Origin of the sequence: Anaerobiospirillum sp. NML120511, assembly GCF_023050955.1 — a bacterium.
Taxonomy (GTDB): Bacteria; Pseudomonadota; Gammaproteobacteria; order Enterobacterales; family Succinivibrionaceae; genus Anaerobiospirillum.
The window spans coordinates 51,286-67,448 of the sequence record NZ_JALKIK010000029.1 but is presented as its reverse complement, the minus strand read 5'-3'; the positions used below and the strand labels follow the sequence as shown (position 1 = coordinate 67,448).

9 protein-coding genes are annotated in these 16,163 nt (G+C 55.3%); all 9 read left to right on the top strand.

The genetic code is table 11. The annotated features are described in order from the left end of the window. The first annotated feature begins 189 nt into the window (after positions 1–189). Positions 190–1,992 (top strand): penicillin-binding transpeptidase domain-containing protein, encoded by a 1,803-nt coding sequence (locus MXE39_RS08855; RefSeq protein WP_246978209.1) that lies wholly within the window; start codon positions 190–192, stop codon positions 1,990–1,992. 580 nt (positions 1,993–2,572) lie between these two features. Further along, entirely contained in the window at positions 2,573–5,374 is a 2,802-nt protein-coding gene (locus tag MXE39_RS08850) for a UDP-N-acetylmuramoyl-L-alanyl-D-glutamate--2,6-diaminopimelate ligase (protein ID WP_246978210.1), read from the top strand. Continuing rightward, positions 5,371–6,978: a UDP-N-acetylmuramoyl-tripeptide--D-alanyl-D-alanine ligase gene (gene murF / locus MXE39_RS08845; protein WP_246978211.1), complete on the top strand. Its 1,608-nt coding sequence runs from the start codon at positions 5,371–5,373 to the stop codon at positions 6,976–6,978. Before MXE39_RS08850 ends, murF begins: the two co-directional genes overlap by 4 nt. A 520-nt stretch (positions 6,979–7,498) precedes the next feature. Further along, on the top strand, positions 7,499–8,581 hold the full coding sequence (gene mraY, locus MXE39_RS08840; protein ID WP_246978212.1) for a phospho-N-acetylmuramoyl-pentapeptide-transferase: 1,083 nt from the start codon (positions 7,499–7,501) through the stop codon (positions 8,579–8,581). A 223-nt stretch (positions 8,582–8,804) separates the two neighbouring features. Further along, positions 8,805–10,160, top strand: a complete 1,356-nt coding sequence (gene murD, locus MXE39_RS08835) for a UDP-N-acetylmuramoyl-L-alanine--D-glutamate ligase (protein WP_247073996.1) — start codon at positions 8,805–8,807, stop codon at positions 10,158–10,160. A 170-nt stretch (positions 10,161–10,330) separates the two neighbouring features. Beyond that, entirely contained in the window at positions 10,331–11,479 is a 1,149-nt protein-coding gene (ftsW, locus tag MXE39_RS08830; protein WP_246978214.1) for a putative lipid II flippase FtsW, read from the top strand. Positions 11,480–11,650: 171 nt separating this feature from the next. Continuing rightward, the gene (gene murG / locus MXE39_RS08825) at positions 11,651–12,715 is read left to right on the top strand and encodes an undecaprenyldiphospho-muramoylpentapeptide beta-N-acetylglucosaminyltransferase (protein WP_246978215.1); all 1,065 of its coding nucleotides are present in this window, start codon (positions 11,651–11,653) and stop codon (positions 12,713–12,715) included. Between the two features lie 774 nt (positions 12,716–13,489). Continuing rightward, a complete protein-coding gene (murC, locus tag MXE39_RS08820) occupies positions 13,490–14,920 on the top strand; it encodes a UDP-N-acetylmuramate--L-alanine ligase (RefSeq protein WP_246978245.1) in 1,431 nt (476 codons plus the stop codon). A 169-nt stretch (positions 14,921–15,089) separates the two neighbouring features. After that, positions 15,090–15,848, top strand: coding sequence for an FtsQ-type POTRA domain-containing protein (locus tag MXE39_RS08815; RefSeq protein ID WP_246978216.1), 759 nt, complete (start codon positions 15,090–15,092; stop codon positions 15,846–15,848). The last annotated feature ends 315 nt before the right edge of the window (positions 15,849–16,163 follow it).

The following is a 16,163-nucleotide window of genomic DNA, read 5'->3' as shown; positions in this document are numbered from 1 at the left end:
GGGTGTGGGGGCGTGGGGCTTGAGTCTTAAGAAAATTGAGCATCTCAAAGGGTGCGTCAGTGGGATTTTTTTGAGCCCTGGGCCCTTATATCTTATAATTGATAGTTCTGTCCTCGGATGCCTTTGCGAGCATCGGAAGTGCAAAAATAATCTGTGGCCCTGGCTTACAGGGCAATGGTATGGGTGTGCATGTCTCTTCTTTCCCAGTTGCTCAAATTTAAGGATAAAGGCAGTCGTAAAGGAGTGCACCGCTCGGTTATGAGCGGGGACAGCTCCGATCGTCAGACTGCGCTCAACGCTGCCTCAGGGAGTATGGATGGCAGTTCGGACGTTTATGTATTAAGCCGCTTCCGTCTGACCATTGTCTGGGCGGTGGTACTTCTTTCCGTAGTCTTCCTGGTTTCCCGTCTGCTGTGGATTCAGGTCCTCCATCCTGAACGCCTTATCAAGGAAGGCAACAGCCGCATTATCCGCAATTACAAATACGAGCCCGCCCGAGGTCTTATAACCGACCGCAATGGCAAGATTCTGGCTCTTTCAGTCCCGGTCAAAAGTGTCTATGCCGACGCCTACGAGCTCAATGAAAAGAAGATCACCCATGACCCTGATTTGCTGCGCAAGATAGCCTCAATTCTGGAAATCACTCCTCAGGAACTCTTTGAGCGTGTTCAGGATCCCAAGCGCCGTCATGTGCGCCTCAAGCAGTATCTGGCCCTCAACAAGGCCCAGGAGCTCGAAAAGCTCAAGCTGCCCGGCTTTTTAATTCAGGACAACTATCAGCGTTACTATCCAACCGGTGCTGTTAATGCCCAGGTGGTAGGTATCTTAAACGGCGATGGTGAGGGCGTATACGGTGTAGAGAAGAGCTTCAATCAGTTCCTGTCAGCCGAGGCCTCCTCACGTATTGCCAAGAAAGATCTCAGCGGCCATATCATTGAAGATATAGGCGTGGTGGAAAAGGGCAAACCAGGCGGCAATCTGGTGCTGAGCATCGATGACCGTCTGCAGGCCTTTGCCTATGGTGCCCTGCAGGATACGGTCAACCGCCACCAGGCCGAATCAGCCTCAGCCGTCATGCTCGACGTCAAGACAGGCGAAGTGCTGGCCATGGTCAACTATCCAAGCTTTGACCCTAATGACCGCACTTTCTTTGATTCCAACTATGCCCGTAACCGTACCATTACCGACGTATTTGAACCTGGTTCCACCATCAAGCCTATTGTGGCTCTGGCAGGTCTTGAGTCCCGTCAGGTAAAGTGGACTGAGGTCTTCAACCTGCGCCCTTACATTGTCAACGGCAAGATGATCCGTGACAGCAAGCCACAGGAAACAGCCACTCTGGCAGGTATTCTCAAATACTCATCCAATACCGGTATGGCTCAGATTTCCCAGCGTATTGGTCCGACCATGGTGCTGCAGATGTTTGAGCGCTTTGGCCTTGGTTCGAGCACCAACTCAGGCCTTGCAGGTGAGGTCAACGGCAATATCAACAGCTCACGTACCTTCTGGTCGGAAATTGACAAGGCCACCCTGGGCTTTGGTTACGGTCTTACTGTTACCTCGCTGCAGATGGCATCGGCCTATGCCACCCTGGCCAATTACGGTGCCCGCATGCCTGTGTCCATACTGCGCACTGTAGAAAAGCCTCAGTATGCTCAGGTGGCCAATGTTAACGAAATCCGCCGCATGCATACTGTCCTTGAGATGGTGGTATCGGAAGGTTCAGGTGGCAAGGCGGCCATTGACCGTTACCGCATTGCCGGTAAGACCGGTACTGCCCGTATTGCCCGTAACGGTGGCTACGTTGATGATTACGTGTCCTCCTTCGTAGGCTTTGCCCCTATCTCCAATCCGCGCTTTGTGCTGGTAGTGGTAGTGTTCTCCCCTCAGGTAGGCAGCTACTACGGTGGTGCCGTATCGGCCCCTCCATTTAACGATGTGATGACCCGCGCCCTGCAGCTGTACAACATCCCGCCAGACAAGGCAAAGTAACCATGGTCCACGCTGCCGCAGCCCACATGGCCTGCAGCTAATGTAGCTTCAGGCCATGTGGCAGCCCGCCCAGGGCGCCAGGCCGCCATACGCGCAGCGCGCCTGGTGCAAAACGGCCGGAGCAGGCACAGCGCTCAATTTTTCTCATGGCACTAAAGCCGGGGAAAAAGGGGGTAAAATTAGCATTCCCTGACCGGCAGCCATGCAACTGGTCATTAATTCTTATAAATATCTGCAGATTCAGGCAGTGTCCTGAAGCAAATACTCCACAAGGCGCAGCAGCCCGTACCTCGCACCGCGCGGGCGCCTGCAGCCCGGGCGCCAGCCGCCACCGCAGCCAGGGTACACTGGCAGGGCCTCCCCGGGAGGGCGGCCCATGGCGTACCTCAGGTGCGTCCGGGTGGCCCTGGCGTGACCTGGGGATGAGGCCGGACTGAGCTCTTGAGAGCCCTTAAGAGCCCTGGTGGGGCTTTGTGAGCCGGGGTGTATTTGCTTCAGGATTCTGTAAAGGTTTGAGTTTGAGTTTTGTTCTGCCCCGTACTTGCTTTGCAGCAAAGGCAGTGGGCAGCGAGGTTTGAAGATGAAATTTGATGGTACCCTGGTAAGCGTATGCGACTATCTGGAAATCACTTCGGCTTTCAAAGGAAAGATAGGCGAGCTTTTGAGCAAGCTGAAAGTTACCGGTATTGAAAGTGATTCCCGCCGTGTCACAAAGGGCACAATCTACTACGCCAGAAAGGGCGCTCACTTCAATCCTTTTGAGCACCTTGAGGAGATCAAGGCCAAAGGTGCCATTGCCATTCTCATCGATGCCCCTGAGGACAAGACAGGTGAGGGCTGGCAAAGTGTGCTCAATTACTCACAGAGCGGCGACAAGATTAAGGAAGCCTCCACTCCGGCTCCTGCTCCAGCCAAAACAGATAATGCTGCCAAAGCCGAAGAAGAGGGCGAGGAGAAGAACGATCCTGAGCGCAATAAGCGCACCGGCAAGGATGTGCTCAGCTCCCTGGTAAAGGATCCGGAGCTTGCGGTCAGACAGTATCAGGCCTCAGGAGAGACTCCTGAAGCTGCTGCCATCAGTGATGCCCGCATGCTGCGTCTGGTTCTGCCTACCACCAGAAACCTCAGTGCCCTGGCAGGATTCATTTACGACAACCCATCCGAGAAGCTGCGCCTTATTGGTGTTACTGGCACCAATGGCAAGAGCACCATTACCTCTCTGATTGCTCAGATGCTCACCAGCTGCGGCCAGAAGTGCGCCGTATTCGGCACCCTGGGCTATGGCTTCCTCGATGATCTCCAGCCAGCTGCCAACACTACACTCGATGCCATTTCCATGCAGCGTGAGCTGGCCAATTACGTAGAGAAAGGCGCCAAATATGCCGTGATGGAGGTTTCCTCCATAGGTTTCTGTGAGGGGCGTGTATCCGGTCTGTCTTTTTATGCCGGTGCTTTCAGCAACTTAAGCCGTGATCACCTCGATTACCACAAGACCATGGAAGATTACTTTGAGGCCAAGCTCAACTTCCTGCGCATGATTCCGGTCAAGCACCTGGTCATTAATGAAGAGGGTGAATATGGAGCCCAGCTGGTCGAGCAGTTCCCTGAGGCCTGCCGTGTCTCATTTAAGAGTGCCGCTCCTGCCCGTCCATTTGGCGCCCAGATCAATGTGCGCGACATGAGATTTGCTCCGGCTCAGTCCATGCTCTCCATCAATATCACTGCCCGCAAGAATGCCAGTGCCCGTCTCAATCTGCTCGGACGTTTCAATGTTCAGAACTATGCCGTAGCTCTGGGCGTACTGGTCAAGATGGGCTATGACTTCAAGCACCTGATGCGTCATGCCTCCGAGCTCAAGCCGGTAACCGGCCGTATGGAGTGCTTCACTGCCGAAGGCAAGCCACGCATGATTGTCGACTATGCTCACACCCCTGATGGTGTAGAGCAGGCTCTGCGTGCTGCTGCCTGTCACACTCAGGGTTCAGGCCGCATTTTCGCCATTATCGGCTGCGGTGGTGACCGTGATACCGGCAAGCGTCCGCTCATGGCTCTCAAGAGCTCTGTGTATGCTGACTACGCAATCTTCACTGCTGACAATCCACGCTCTGAGAATCTCGATTACATCATTGATGACATGCTGCTCGGAGTCGATTCCAATATCGACGCAGCCTCTGCCCGTGCCACCGATGCCGCCCTTGAGCAGATTATGCTGATCTGCCCTGGCCACCCTGAGGTGGTAAAGGCTGCCCTCAAGGAAGTACACACCATATGCCAGTCCTCTGGTGATGAGGAGATGAATCAGGTATTTGAGCTCTTTAATACTCAGATGCTTGCCCACCTCAAGGACCCTGAGTCAGCCGTACTGCCTGTAGTCATGGCCGAAGAGCATACAGGCGAGCTCTTCTGGGACTACGCTGCACGTATTACCTCACTGCTGGTAGAGAGCTGTGCTAAAGACATTGGCTTTGATGAGTATGAGCGTCTGCGTATTGCCAGAGACGACAGCATTGTTAACTCTGCAGCAAAGGGCAAGTACTACGCCGAGCACCAGAGTGTGCTGGGCATGCCATTGTCCTTAAACGTCACCGCCACCGGCGGCCGCAATGTCCTGGTGGTCAAGGACCGCTACCAGGCCATTCGCTTTGCCTATGAGCACGCCGGCGTCCACGACTGCGTAGTAGTTGCTGGCAAGGGCCACGAGGACTACCAGATCTTCGCTGACCGCACTATACATTTCTCCGACCGTGAGGTCTGCTGCGAGCTGCTGGGCATCAACATGGATGGCACACCAGTTGACGACAGCGCCAAAACCTCCAGGGGCAAGTCCTCAAAGAAGACCACCGCTGCAGCCGCAAAGAAGACTGCGGCTGAGGCTAAGACCACTGCAGCCGCTAAGAAGGCTACCGCAGCTAAGGCAACCAGTGCGGGCGCAAAGAAGACTGCCACTGCAGCCAAGGCAACCAGTGCAGCTGCAAAGAAGACTGCCACTGCAGCCAAGGCAACCAGTGCTGCTGCAAAGAAGACTTCCACTGCAAAGACAACTGCAGCTGCTAAGAAGACAGCCACTGCAAAGACTACTGCAGCAGCTAAGACCACTGCCGAAAAGAAGACTGTCACTGCATCCAAGGCAACTGCAGCTGCTAAGAAGACAACTGCAGCCAAGGCAACTGCAGCTGCTAAGAAGACAACCGCAGCCAAGGCATCTACAGCCGCTAAGAAGACAGCGGCTGAGGCTAAGACCACTGCCGCCGCAAAGAAGACAACCGCAGCTAAGGCAGCCGCAGCTAAGGCAACCAGTGTTGCTACAAAGAAGAGTGCTGCAGCAAAGAAGCCTGCAGCTGCCCGCAAGACCACCACAGCAGGTAAGGGAGACAAGAAATGATTCCTTTTTCCTTAAATGAGCTGGCTGCAGCCGCTGGCGGCAGGGTGGTGTGTGGCAGTCAGTGCTCTGTTGATCCTGATGCGGCCGTAATTGCTCAGGTTTCTACTGACTCACGCAAGGTGGACGCTCACACACTCTTTATACCGCTTAAGGGTGAGCGCTTTGATGGTCATGACTTTATTGGCGGAGCTCTGGAGAAGGGAGCCTGCGCCATTGCCTCATCACGCAGCCTCGAGGAGCTTAAGGCCGCTGTCGGTACGGCCCTTGAGAAGTGTGCCGTGATTTTGTGTGAAGATACTCTGCGTCTGATGGGCCTGTCAGGTCAGCTGGTGCGCCGTCGCTGCCATGCTGTTACCGGTGCTATTACCGGATCCTGTGGTAAGACCACAGTAAAGGAAATGACCGCTTCCATCATGGCTCAGCGCGGTAAGACTCTCTTTACAGAGGGCAATTTCAATAATGACGTGGGTGTGCCTCTGACTCTGCTGCGTCTTGATGACAGCTACGATTATGCTGTAATCGAGCAGGGTGCCAGCCATCTGTGCGATATTGCCCGAACTGCCGAATTTGTTGAGGCTGACTATGCCCTGATTACCAATGCCGGTGATGCCCATATTGAGGGCTTTGGTTCGGCTGAGGGGGTATTCAGAGGCAAAAGCGAGATTCTCGACAGGCTCTACAGCATTCATGAGCCTGAGGGCGATGCTGGTGTTGGTGTCGGCGACGGCGCCGGTGCAGGCTGTGCTGCGGGCAGCGCCTGCGGCTGCGGCGGCAATGCCTCCGGTGGGCGCGTTAAGGGCATAGGCATTGTGCCTCATGACAGCAAGTGGATTGAAAACTGGAAGACCCGCTATGCTCAGGCCTTTGACTGCGGCCGCCTGCTGACCTTTGGTGAGCATGAAGATGCCACCATGAGAGTGACTGATATTGTCTGCAAAACTGTAACTGAGGGCGGCTGTGAGCACAGTGAGCTGTGCTTCCACCTGCACTGCTCAGACCAGCGCTTTGCCTATGACGGCGACCTGTCCATTAAGGCTCTGGGCCGTCACAATGCCATCAATGCTGCCGGTGCCGCTCTGCTGGCTCTGGTTATGGGGGCCCGTGCTGAGGATATTGCCCCTGGCATTGCCGCCTCAGAAAATATTGGTGGCCGTCTGACCCCGATTTTCTATGATGGTGGTCTGACCCTGATTGATGATGCCTATAACGCCAGCTTCAATGCTGTAATTGCCGCCGTGGATACCCTCAATGCGTTCAAGGGCCGTCGCATTATGATTTTTGGTGACATGGGTGAGCTGGGCTCAGCCGCTACTGACCTGCACACACGCGTGGGCGCTCATGCAAAGGGACGTATTGACAACATGTTGTGCGTAGGCCCGCTGACAAATCATACTGTTGAGGCCATGGGCGAGGGCGCCTGTCACTTTGACAGCCACGAGCAGCTCTTTGAAAAGCTTGCAGGCATGATGGCTCAGGCCCGCAGTGCCGGACAGAGTGTTACCTGCCTGGTAAAGGGCTCCCATGCCATGCACATGGACAAGGTAACTGCCTTCATCAAAGAATATGCAGCCGCCAACGGCTATCACCTCAAGGGTGAATCCTGATTTTTAATCTGACTTGCTTCCGGCTCATCTGCCGCAGCAGTGTGCCTGCACAGTGGTGACAGGCAGCTGCGTGGCAGGTGAGCTGGATTTTTTGCATCATGGCCCCAGTGGACAGGCGCGTTGGCGCTGGCCTCATGGCCCGCCGGGCGGGCCATGGCCCATGGCGGGCCTGGCAAGCCAGGCACTGGCTGCCAGGAACTGGCAGGGCAGGGCTGTGAGCCTGCGATTGATAAAAACCTGGTGCGGGCGCTGCCGGCCGGGAAAATGCTATGCATGCAGGGCCGCAGCTGTGAGCGTGCTCCTGCAGATTGAAGAATTTAATGTTGTAAAGTTTTGTTGAATCTTGAGTCCGGTGGCAGTTGCAGCTGAGCCGGGCTGGCTGCGGCCTCTGGGCCGGGGCAGAGATAACAGGTGGCAGAGCTCAGAGCCTGTGGACTCTGACTGCTGCTGTTTTTATGTATCTTAGGTGCCGGTGAGATCTGATGGAAAGTTGGTCCGGCGCTGCCTTGGAGAGAAAACCATGCTCATTTTGCTGGCAGAATGGCTGACACAGTACGTGCCTGCTTTTCGTGTCTTTGACTACCTTACCTTCAGAGCCGTATGTGCCTTACTTACCGCTCTGGTAATTTCCCTGTGGCTGGGACCAAAGACCATTGCCCGTCTGCAGATTCTCCACTTTGGTCAGGTTGTACGTAAAGACGGCCCGGAAAGCCACCTCAAAAAGCAGGGCACCCCAACCATGGGCGGTATTCTCATCAATGCCACCATTATTCTGACCATTCTGCTGTGGTCACGCCTTGATAATGTCTATGTCTGGTATACCGCTGCCACAGTACTGGGCTATGGCATGATTGGCTTTGCTGATGACTATCTCAAGGTAGTACGCCACGATCCCCGTGGTCTGCGTGCCAAGTACAAGTACTTCTGGCAGTCAGCCATTGCCCTTACTCTGGGCTGCTGCATTTACGGCTTTGCCAAAACACCGGCCGAAACCACTCTGGTAGTGCCTTTCTTCAAGGAATTCATGCCTGATATAGGCTTCCTCATTATCCCTCTGACCTACTTTGTAATCACAGGCTCATCCAATGCGGTAAATCTTACCGACGGTCTTGACGGTCTGGCCATTCTGATCACCATCACCGTGGCTACCGGCCTTGGTATCATTGCCTGGGCAACCTCCAATTACAATTACGCCGAATACCTCTACATACCTTATGTGCCTATGGCAGCTGAGCTGGTAATTGCCTGTGTGGCCATCGTCGGTGCCGGTCTGGGCTTTTTATGGTTTAACACCTACCCTGCCGAAATCTTCATGGGCGACGTAGGTTCCCTGTCATTAGGTGCCACCCTTGGTATTATTGCCGTACTGATTCGTGAAGAGCTGCTGCTCTTTATCATGGGCGGTATCTTCGTTATCGAGACCCTGAGCGTAATCCTGCAGGTAGGTTCCTTCCGTCTGCGCGGTACCCGTATTTTCCGCATGGCCCCAATCCATCACCACTTTGAAAAGGGCGGCTGGCCAGAGCCACGTGTTATCGTACGTTTCTGGATTGTCAGCATTATGCTGGTTCTCCTGGGCCTCGTGACCCTCAAGTTACGCTGATGCGCCCGGGGCGGGCGCTGCATGCAGCGCGCTGCAGCCGCGCCGCCTCCTGCCTGGCCTGACCTATGGCAGGCGGGCATAAGAATTTTCCGGGCTGTATGCTCAGTGCCGCGCCTGATGGGAGGCAATGCCTCCCTGGCTGGGACGCAGGCACCGGGCGCGGCCCCTTCCCGGCCGGACAGGGTTATGTCCTGAATGATTTTGCTGGAGCTGATTAATGGCTATGGACAGATATCAAGGTAAGAAGATTGCCGTAGTAGGTCTTGGTGTTTCCAATATTGCTGTTGTTTCCTACCTGTTAAGACACGACATCAAGAAGCTGTCTCTTTTTGATACCCGCACCAACCCTCCTTATGCCGAGGAAGTACCTGGCGGTGTTGACTTCAACCTGGGACCGCTCAATGTCGAGCTGCTCAAAACCTATGACATGCTGGTAGTAAGCCCGGGCCTGTCCATCAACATGCCTGAGATTAAGGCCGCTGAGGCTGCAGGCGCTGAAATCGTAGGCGACATCGAGCTCTTTGCCCATGAGGTCAAGGCCCCTGTAGTGGCCATCACCGGTTCCAATGGCAAGTCCACTGTTACTGCCCTTACCGGTTACATGATGGAAAAGGCCGGCCTGAACACAGCTATCGGCGCCAATTTTGGCAATGCCGTATTCGATATTCTCTCCGACCGTGTTCAGACCTATGTCCTTGAGCTTTCCAGTTTCGAGCTTGAGACCACCAGCAGCCTTAATATCGATGCTGCCGTCATGCTTAATGTCTCCGAGGATCACCTTGACCGTTACGATGGCTCCATTGAGAAATATGCCGAAGCCAAGCGCCGTATCTTCAAGAACTGCAAGCGCATCATAGTCAACCGTGATGATCCTCGCACCATGCCAAAAGACAAGGCCGAAAAGTCCCGCATCTTTGCCAGCTTCGGTCTTGATAACAGCGAGTATGGCCGTGAGGTCACCGAGAACACCACCTATCTGTGTGTCAACGGCAAGCGCGTACTTGATGCGCGTGATCTCATCATCTGCGGTGTACACAATGAGCTCAATGCCCTTGCAGCCATGGCTCTTGCTGATGCCATGAACATTCCACGTGAAGTGCAGATTCAGGCTCTCAAGACCTTTACCGGCCTTGAGCACCGCTGTCAGCTGGTACGCATTCTCGAGGGCGTCTCTTTCTACAATGACTCCAAGGCTACCAATGTGGCCTCAGCCGAGGCTGCCATTACCGGCCTGAGCCCACGTCACAAGGAAGGCATCATTTTGCTGGCAGGCGGCATCGGCAAGGGGCAGGACTTCACTCCTTTAAAGCGTTACCTGGGCAAGGAAATCAGTCGTATATACTGCTTTGGCCGTGATGCTGACAAGCTCCTTGCTCTGGACAAAAAGCGCTGCGTAGGCGTTATGAACATGCGTCAGGCCATACGTCAGGCCTTTGCCGAGTCCAGGGACGGTCAGGCCATTCTGTTAAGCCCGGCCTGTGCCTCCTTTGACCAGTTCAAGGGCTTTGACGAGCGTGGCCGCGTCTTCGTCAACCTGGTCAACAACCTCATCAGCCGCGACGATATCACCAGCTCCTGATAAAGCGCTGAACCTGCTCAGCCCTTTATCAGGCTCCGCCCGGCCGATGGCCCCGGCCACGGGGCACATGACCCGGGCCGTGGGCCATCGGGCTCCCGGCCCATGGCCCAGGGCCATTCACCGGCAGTTACCATGCGGGCTGACCCGCCTTTGAGTTATTCAGGTGCTTCATGTTCAAGATTGACACTAAAGTAAGCAAGGTTGCCAAATTTGATCGCACCATCATCTTTGTCAGCCTGCTGCTGATGCTCATCTCCATTGTGCTCATCTCATCAGCATCGGTGCAGGAGGCCTATCACTCTACCGGTGATGCCTATTACTATCTCAAGCGTCAGATTATCTTTACCGGCGTGGCTGTAGTCTGGGGACTGCTGATGACTTCGATACCCAGCAAGACGTGGTTTAACATTTCGCTGCCCCTGATGGGCTTTGCCATGCTTCTGCTGGTGCTGGTGCTTATCATTGGCCGTGAGGTCAATGAGGCCAAAAGATGGATCGGCGTAGGCCCCATCAATTTGCAGCCGGCCGAGCTGCTCAAGCTCTTCTGGATTATCTACTTTTCAAGCTATACCTGCCGCAAGATTGAAATGGTGCGTCATGAGCTGGCAGGCTTCTTAAAGCCAATGGCCTTCATTGCCGGTATTGCTTTCCTGCTGCTGCTCCAGCCTGACTTCGGCTCTCTGGTGGTAGTAACAGCCATTACCTTTGGCATTCTGTTCATGGCCGGTGCCGGTCTGCTCAAATATCTGATTACCCTGGTATTTGTAGGCGCGGTAGGCGCCATTATTATCTGGGCTCAGCCTTACCGTCTGGCCCGTGTGACCGCCTTCCTTGATCCATGGCAGGACCGTTTTGGCTCCGGCTATCAGCTCACCCAGTCACTCATGGCCTTTGGCCGTGGCGGCATGACGGGCGAGGGCATAGGCAACTCAATTCAGAAGCTGGGCTATCTGCCTGAGGCCCATACCGACTTTGTAATGTCTATCCTTGGTGAGGAGTGCGGCTTTATTGGCGTGTGCTTTGTCATCCTGCTGGAGTTCATCATTATCTGTAAGGCCATTATCCTGGCATCACGCATCTTAAGGCAGCGTTCCCAGTTCCAGGGCTATGTGGCTTTTGGCATTGGCATGTTCTTCTGTCTGCAGACTGTAATTAATATTGGCGCCGCCTCGGGCGGTCTTCCTACCAAGGGTCTGACCCTGCCGCTCATTTCCTATGGCGGCTCCTCCCTGATTGTATGTATGTGGGCTCTTGCTATCCTGCTGCGCATCGACTACGAGTGGCGCACCCAGAAACTGGGCGACCTCAAATACAGCTGACAATGGCCGCCCCGCCACATGCGCGGCAGCTGCCAGGTCAGCTGCCGCTGGCCCTGTCGGGCCGCAGGCGCAGGCCTGCGGGCTACCGGCCCAGCTCTGCTGGGCACCGGCCCCGCCAATACCCCGAATGGACAGGGCTCGTGCATGAGCCCGGGCAATGAGAGTTAAACAATGAGCAAAAGAGTATTAGTAATGGCCGGTGGTACCGGCGGTCATGTTTTTCCAGCCATGGCCATTGCCCGTGAGCTTATGGATCGCGGCCACACAGTCCACTGGATGGGTACCCGTGGCCGTATTGAGGAGCGTGTGGTTCCGGCTGCCGGCATTGATATCAGCTATGTCGATGTCAAAGGTATTCGCCGCAACGGCATCATGTCCCTTATCAAGGCACCTTTCATGGTCATGAATGCCATTGGCCAGGCAAAGAAGATCATTAACAGCTTCAAGCCTGATGTAGTCATTGGCTTTGGCGGCTATGCTTCAGCCCCGGGCGGCATGGCAGCCCGCTTAAGCGGTATTCCTCTGATTCTCCATGAGCAGAACGCCGCAGCCGGTATGACCAACCGTGTACTGGCCCGCTTTGCCGACCGCATTCTGCTGGGCGTAGGTGAGGCTTTCACCGGCCCAAAGGTGGAGTCCGTAGGCAATCCTGTGCGCAGCGAAATCATGGCTCTGGCCGGTAAGGAGCGCTCCTTTGCCCATGAAGATGGCCGGACCCGCATTTTAATTGTGGGCGGCTCACTTGGTGCCACAGCCCTTAACGAGCAGGTTCCACAGGCCCTCAGGCTCTTTGGCCGTGATGACATCAGCGTCTTCCATCAGTGCGGCAAAGACCAGGCTGTAAAGACTGCAGCCAACTACGAAGGTGCCCAGTTTGAGTATCAGACCTCTGATTTTATTGAGGATATGGCCTCAGCCTACAGCAAGGCCGATCTGGTTATCTGCCGTGCCGGTGCCTCAACCGTATCTGAGGTCAGCGCCGTAGGTCTGCCAGCCGTATTCGTTCCTCTCCCTACAGCTGTAGATGACCATCAGACCAAAAATGCCCAGACCCTGGTAAAGGCCGGCGCAGCCCGTCTGATGCCACAGTCTGAGCTCAACGCCCAGGCCCTGCACGATATCATTGCGCAGCTGCGTGACCCGGCCACCCTGGCCCAGATGTCAAAGGCCGCCTCAGGCGCTGCCCGCCTCGACGCTACCAGCCGCGTCTGCCAGATTATTGAAGAACTGGCCTGACCCAGTGCCTGATCCTGTGCCAGGGACAGGCCCACGCCAGGCACAGGCCTGACCAGGGACGGTCATACGGACAGATGCCATGCCTGCCGGACAGGCTGGCCCAGGCCAGCGCCATAGGCAAAGCCCCATGGCAGAGGACCAGGACCTGGCCGCCAGGCCACGTGCAAAAAATGTGGACTTCGTTATTTGTACCCGGGGCAGTTTTGTTCTAAGATCAGGGCAAATTTTTTTCAGTCGGTCTCTCCTAAAAAATGCGACTGCAGGTATCAGCCCTGACAGTCAGAGAAGCTGGTCTGTTCAAGGTTAACTGCGGTTTGCTCACATTGTGCTCTTAAGGGGCCTGCCCGGACCTGGTGCCATGACACCACCGGCCATGCCCGGCACTGTCGTGCCTGAAAGACAGTGCCCCTGCCATCATCATGGCACTGCCATGCCATGGCCTGCTACTGGCCTGGTCATGCGATGGTCTGCCACTGGCCCGCCCATATGGCCTGGCCTCCGGCCATGCTGGCACATCTGCTTTTGCTGAGTATGCCGGGGTATTGCCTGGAGTATTTACCGGAGTATTTGCCCGGACACACAGCTGCAGCTAAGCTGCGTGCACCCTGCTGCTCAGGCAGCAGCGGCATTGCTGCGCAGTCTGCACAGTAAGTGCTGCCTGATGGGCAGCTGCACGAGTCCGGATCCCGTCTTTGTCTTTTCCTGCGCAGCAGGGCCCTGGTGAACCTGAGGTTTACCGGCAGCTGCCGTCAGCGCCATTTTCATACTACAGCCATGAAGAATCAGCCTAATTTTGAAACTGTGCCTCACATGCACAAGGTACGTCGTATCCATTTTGTGGGTATCGGCGGCTCAGGCATGTGCGGTATTGCCGAAGTTCTGAAAAATGAGGGCTATGCAGTATCCGGCTCTGACATTGCCCCGGGCAAGGTCACCGAGCGCCTTAGTGAACTGGGCATTCAGATCTTCATTGGCCACCGTAAGGAAAATGTCGAGGGGGCCAGCGTAGTGGTAGTGTCATCTGCCATTCATACCGGCAACCCTGAGGTTGAAGCCGCCATTGCTGCCCGTATTCCCGTAGTACGCCGCGCCGAGATGTTAGGCGAGCTCATGCGCTACCGCTATGGCATTGCCGTATCCGGTACCCATGGCAAGACCACCACTACCTCCCTGATTGCCTCCATCTTTGCCGAGGCAGCCTTGGACCCTACCTTTGTGATTGGCGGTCTGCTCAACTCTGCCGGTACCAACGCCCGTCTGGGTACCAGCCGTTTTTTAATTGCCGAGGCCGATGAGTCAGATGCCTCATTCCTGCATCTGCAGCCTATGCTGACCGTGGTCACCAATATCGAGGCCGATCACCTTGAGACCTACGGCGGCGATTTTTCCCGACTTACCGATACCTTTGTCCAGTTCCTGCACAATCTGCCTTTCTATGGCGTAGCCGTAGTGTGCATTGATGATCCAGTAGTTAAGAGCATCATCCCGCGCATTGGCCGTCAGGTAATTACCTACGGTGTCAGTGAGGAGGCCGATCTGCAGGTCACAAATTTCATGCAGATGAAGGCAGGCTCGTTCTTTACCGTAAAGCGCAGGAACGGCCCAGACCTCAACGTCAAACTGCCTCTGCCAGGCCTTCACATGGCCAAGAATGCTACTGCAGCCATTGCCGTGGCTCTTGAAGAGGGAGTTGAGGAGCAGTTTATTCTCAGCGCTCTTGAGCACTTTGAGGGTGTAGGCCGCCGCTTCCAGCGCTATGGCCGCTTCATGGCCCCTAAGGGAACGGTCAGCATCGTTGACGATTACGGTCACCATCCATCTGAGGTCATGGCCACCATCAAGGCCATACGCGAGGGCTGGCCAAGCCGTCGTCTGGTTATGGTCTTCCAGCCACACCGCTACTCACGCACCCGCGACCTTTACGAGGACTTCGTCAAGGTACTGCAGATGGTGGACGTGCTGATTCTGGTCGAGATTTACTCAGCAGGCGAAAGCCGCATTCCTGGTGTGGATGGCCGCCATCTGTGTCATTCCATCAGATCTCAGGGCCGCATTGAGCCTCACTATGTCGAAACAGTAGACGAAGTGCCTGAGCTGCTGGACGTACTGTGCGAGGAAAACGATATTGTCCTCACCCAGGGCGCAGGCAATGTCGTACAGGTAGCCGGCATGCTCAGCTCCCGCTGGCCAAAGGCCGAGGCCTGACGCCTGACGCCGGTGGCATGGCACCATGCCCCTGGCATGAGCCATGAGCCATGAGCCATGTGCCGCCAGCGCCGGGAAGCTAAGCCCATGCCCGGGCCAGTCGGGCCACTGATACCGCAGGTCTGTGCAGGACGCGGTCGGAGTATTTAAATAACCACAGGAAAGACAAGTGGCATCAGCAAAGCATCCATTTAAAAGGAGACGCAGCCGTGGCAGTTTCATTCTGTCACTGGCCGTATTCCTGTGCTTTCTTGGAGTTAACTACAAGGCTGTTGAGTTCATGGTGGATTACGCCACCGACAGCAGCACTTTTCCTGTGGCCCGCGTTGTGGTCAATGGCAAGCTTACCCATATCAGCAAAGAGGAAATTGCCTCTACTGTGGGCAAGATGGCCGCAGGTCATAATCTCATCAGCTACGATCTCTCACAGCTGCACAATGCTCTGGTGCAGATGCCATGGGTATCCAAGGCATCAGTAAGCAGACGCATGCCTGACACCATCATTGTCAATCTGGTAGAGCACTTCCCGTCGGCACGATGGAAATCCACGGGCTTTTATGATGCCCATACCGACAGCGTTTTCTATCCTGAAATGCCCAATACCGATCTCTCCCTCGTGACCTTGAGTGCCCCTCATGACACTCTGGCCGGAGAGCTGTATGCTCATGCCTACAAATTCATGCAGATGACAGCCCGTACTCCTTACATCATAAGAGAGGTGCACCTGGACGCTGCCCGTGGCTACCGCGTACTTATCGAGGGCAATGTCTGGCTGATCCTGGGCCGCGAAAGCTCCCCTGATCTGCCGCTGCTGCGCTTAAAGCGCTTTATTCTTGCTTTTAGAGAAACAAAGCTCAAATTAAGTGACATCGACTATGTCGACCTGCGCTACGACAACGGTTTTGCCGTAGGCGAGAAAAGCAAATAACATAAGTCCGCCCCGCTCAGCTCAGCTCAACGCTGTGCTGTCAGCCTGCGCTGCTCTGCCTGCACAGTGCAGCGCAAGCGTTGATGGGGGCGGGGCGGCGCGCCAGTGTCACGGCACAGTAAGGCACTGTGCCTGAGCACGCCTTTGCGGTGCGCCACTAGCCATTAACATGCAAATTTGGCTAAAATTTACTGTTTACCATCCTGAGCGAAGGCAGAGAACTATGTGGCTCCTTCGCGCAAGTTCAGGAGCGGCGGAGAGCTGAAAAAGCGCTTTTGTGGCACTCTCCGTATGTGCAGGCAGCTGATGCTGCCG

Excerpts from the sequence above, each read along its gene's own strand:
- MXE39_RS08855 (WP_246978209.1), top strand. The coding sequence starts at position 190 with ATGTCTCTTCTTTCCCAGTTGCTCAAATTTAAGGATAAAGGCAGTCGT.
- MXE39_RS08850 (WP_246978210.1), top strand. The coding sequence starts at position 2,573 with ATGAAATTTGATGGTACCCTGGTAAGCGTATGCGACTATCTGGAAATC.
- murF (WP_246978211.1), top strand. The coding sequence starts at position 5,371 with ATGATTCCTTTTTCCTTAAATGAGCTGGCTGCAGCCGCTGGCGGCAGG.
- mraY (WP_246978212.1), top strand. The coding sequence starts at position 7,499 with ATGCTCATTTTGCTGGCAGAATGGCTGACACAGTACGTGCCTGCTTTT.
- murD (WP_247073996.1), top strand. The coding sequence starts at position 8,805 with ATGGACAGATATCAAGGTAAGAAGATTGCCGTAGTAGGTCTTGGTGTT.
- ftsW (WP_246978214.1), top strand. The coding sequence starts at position 10,331 with ATGTTCAAGATTGACACTAAAGTAAGCAAGGTTGCCAAATTTGATCGC.
- murG (WP_246978215.1), top strand. The coding sequence starts at position 11,651 with ATGAGCAAAAGAGTATTAGTAATGGCCGGTGGTACCGGCGGTCATGTT.
- murC (WP_246978245.1), top strand. The coding sequence starts at position 13,490 with ATGAAGAATCAGCCTAATTTTGAAACTGTGCCTCACATGCACAAGGTA.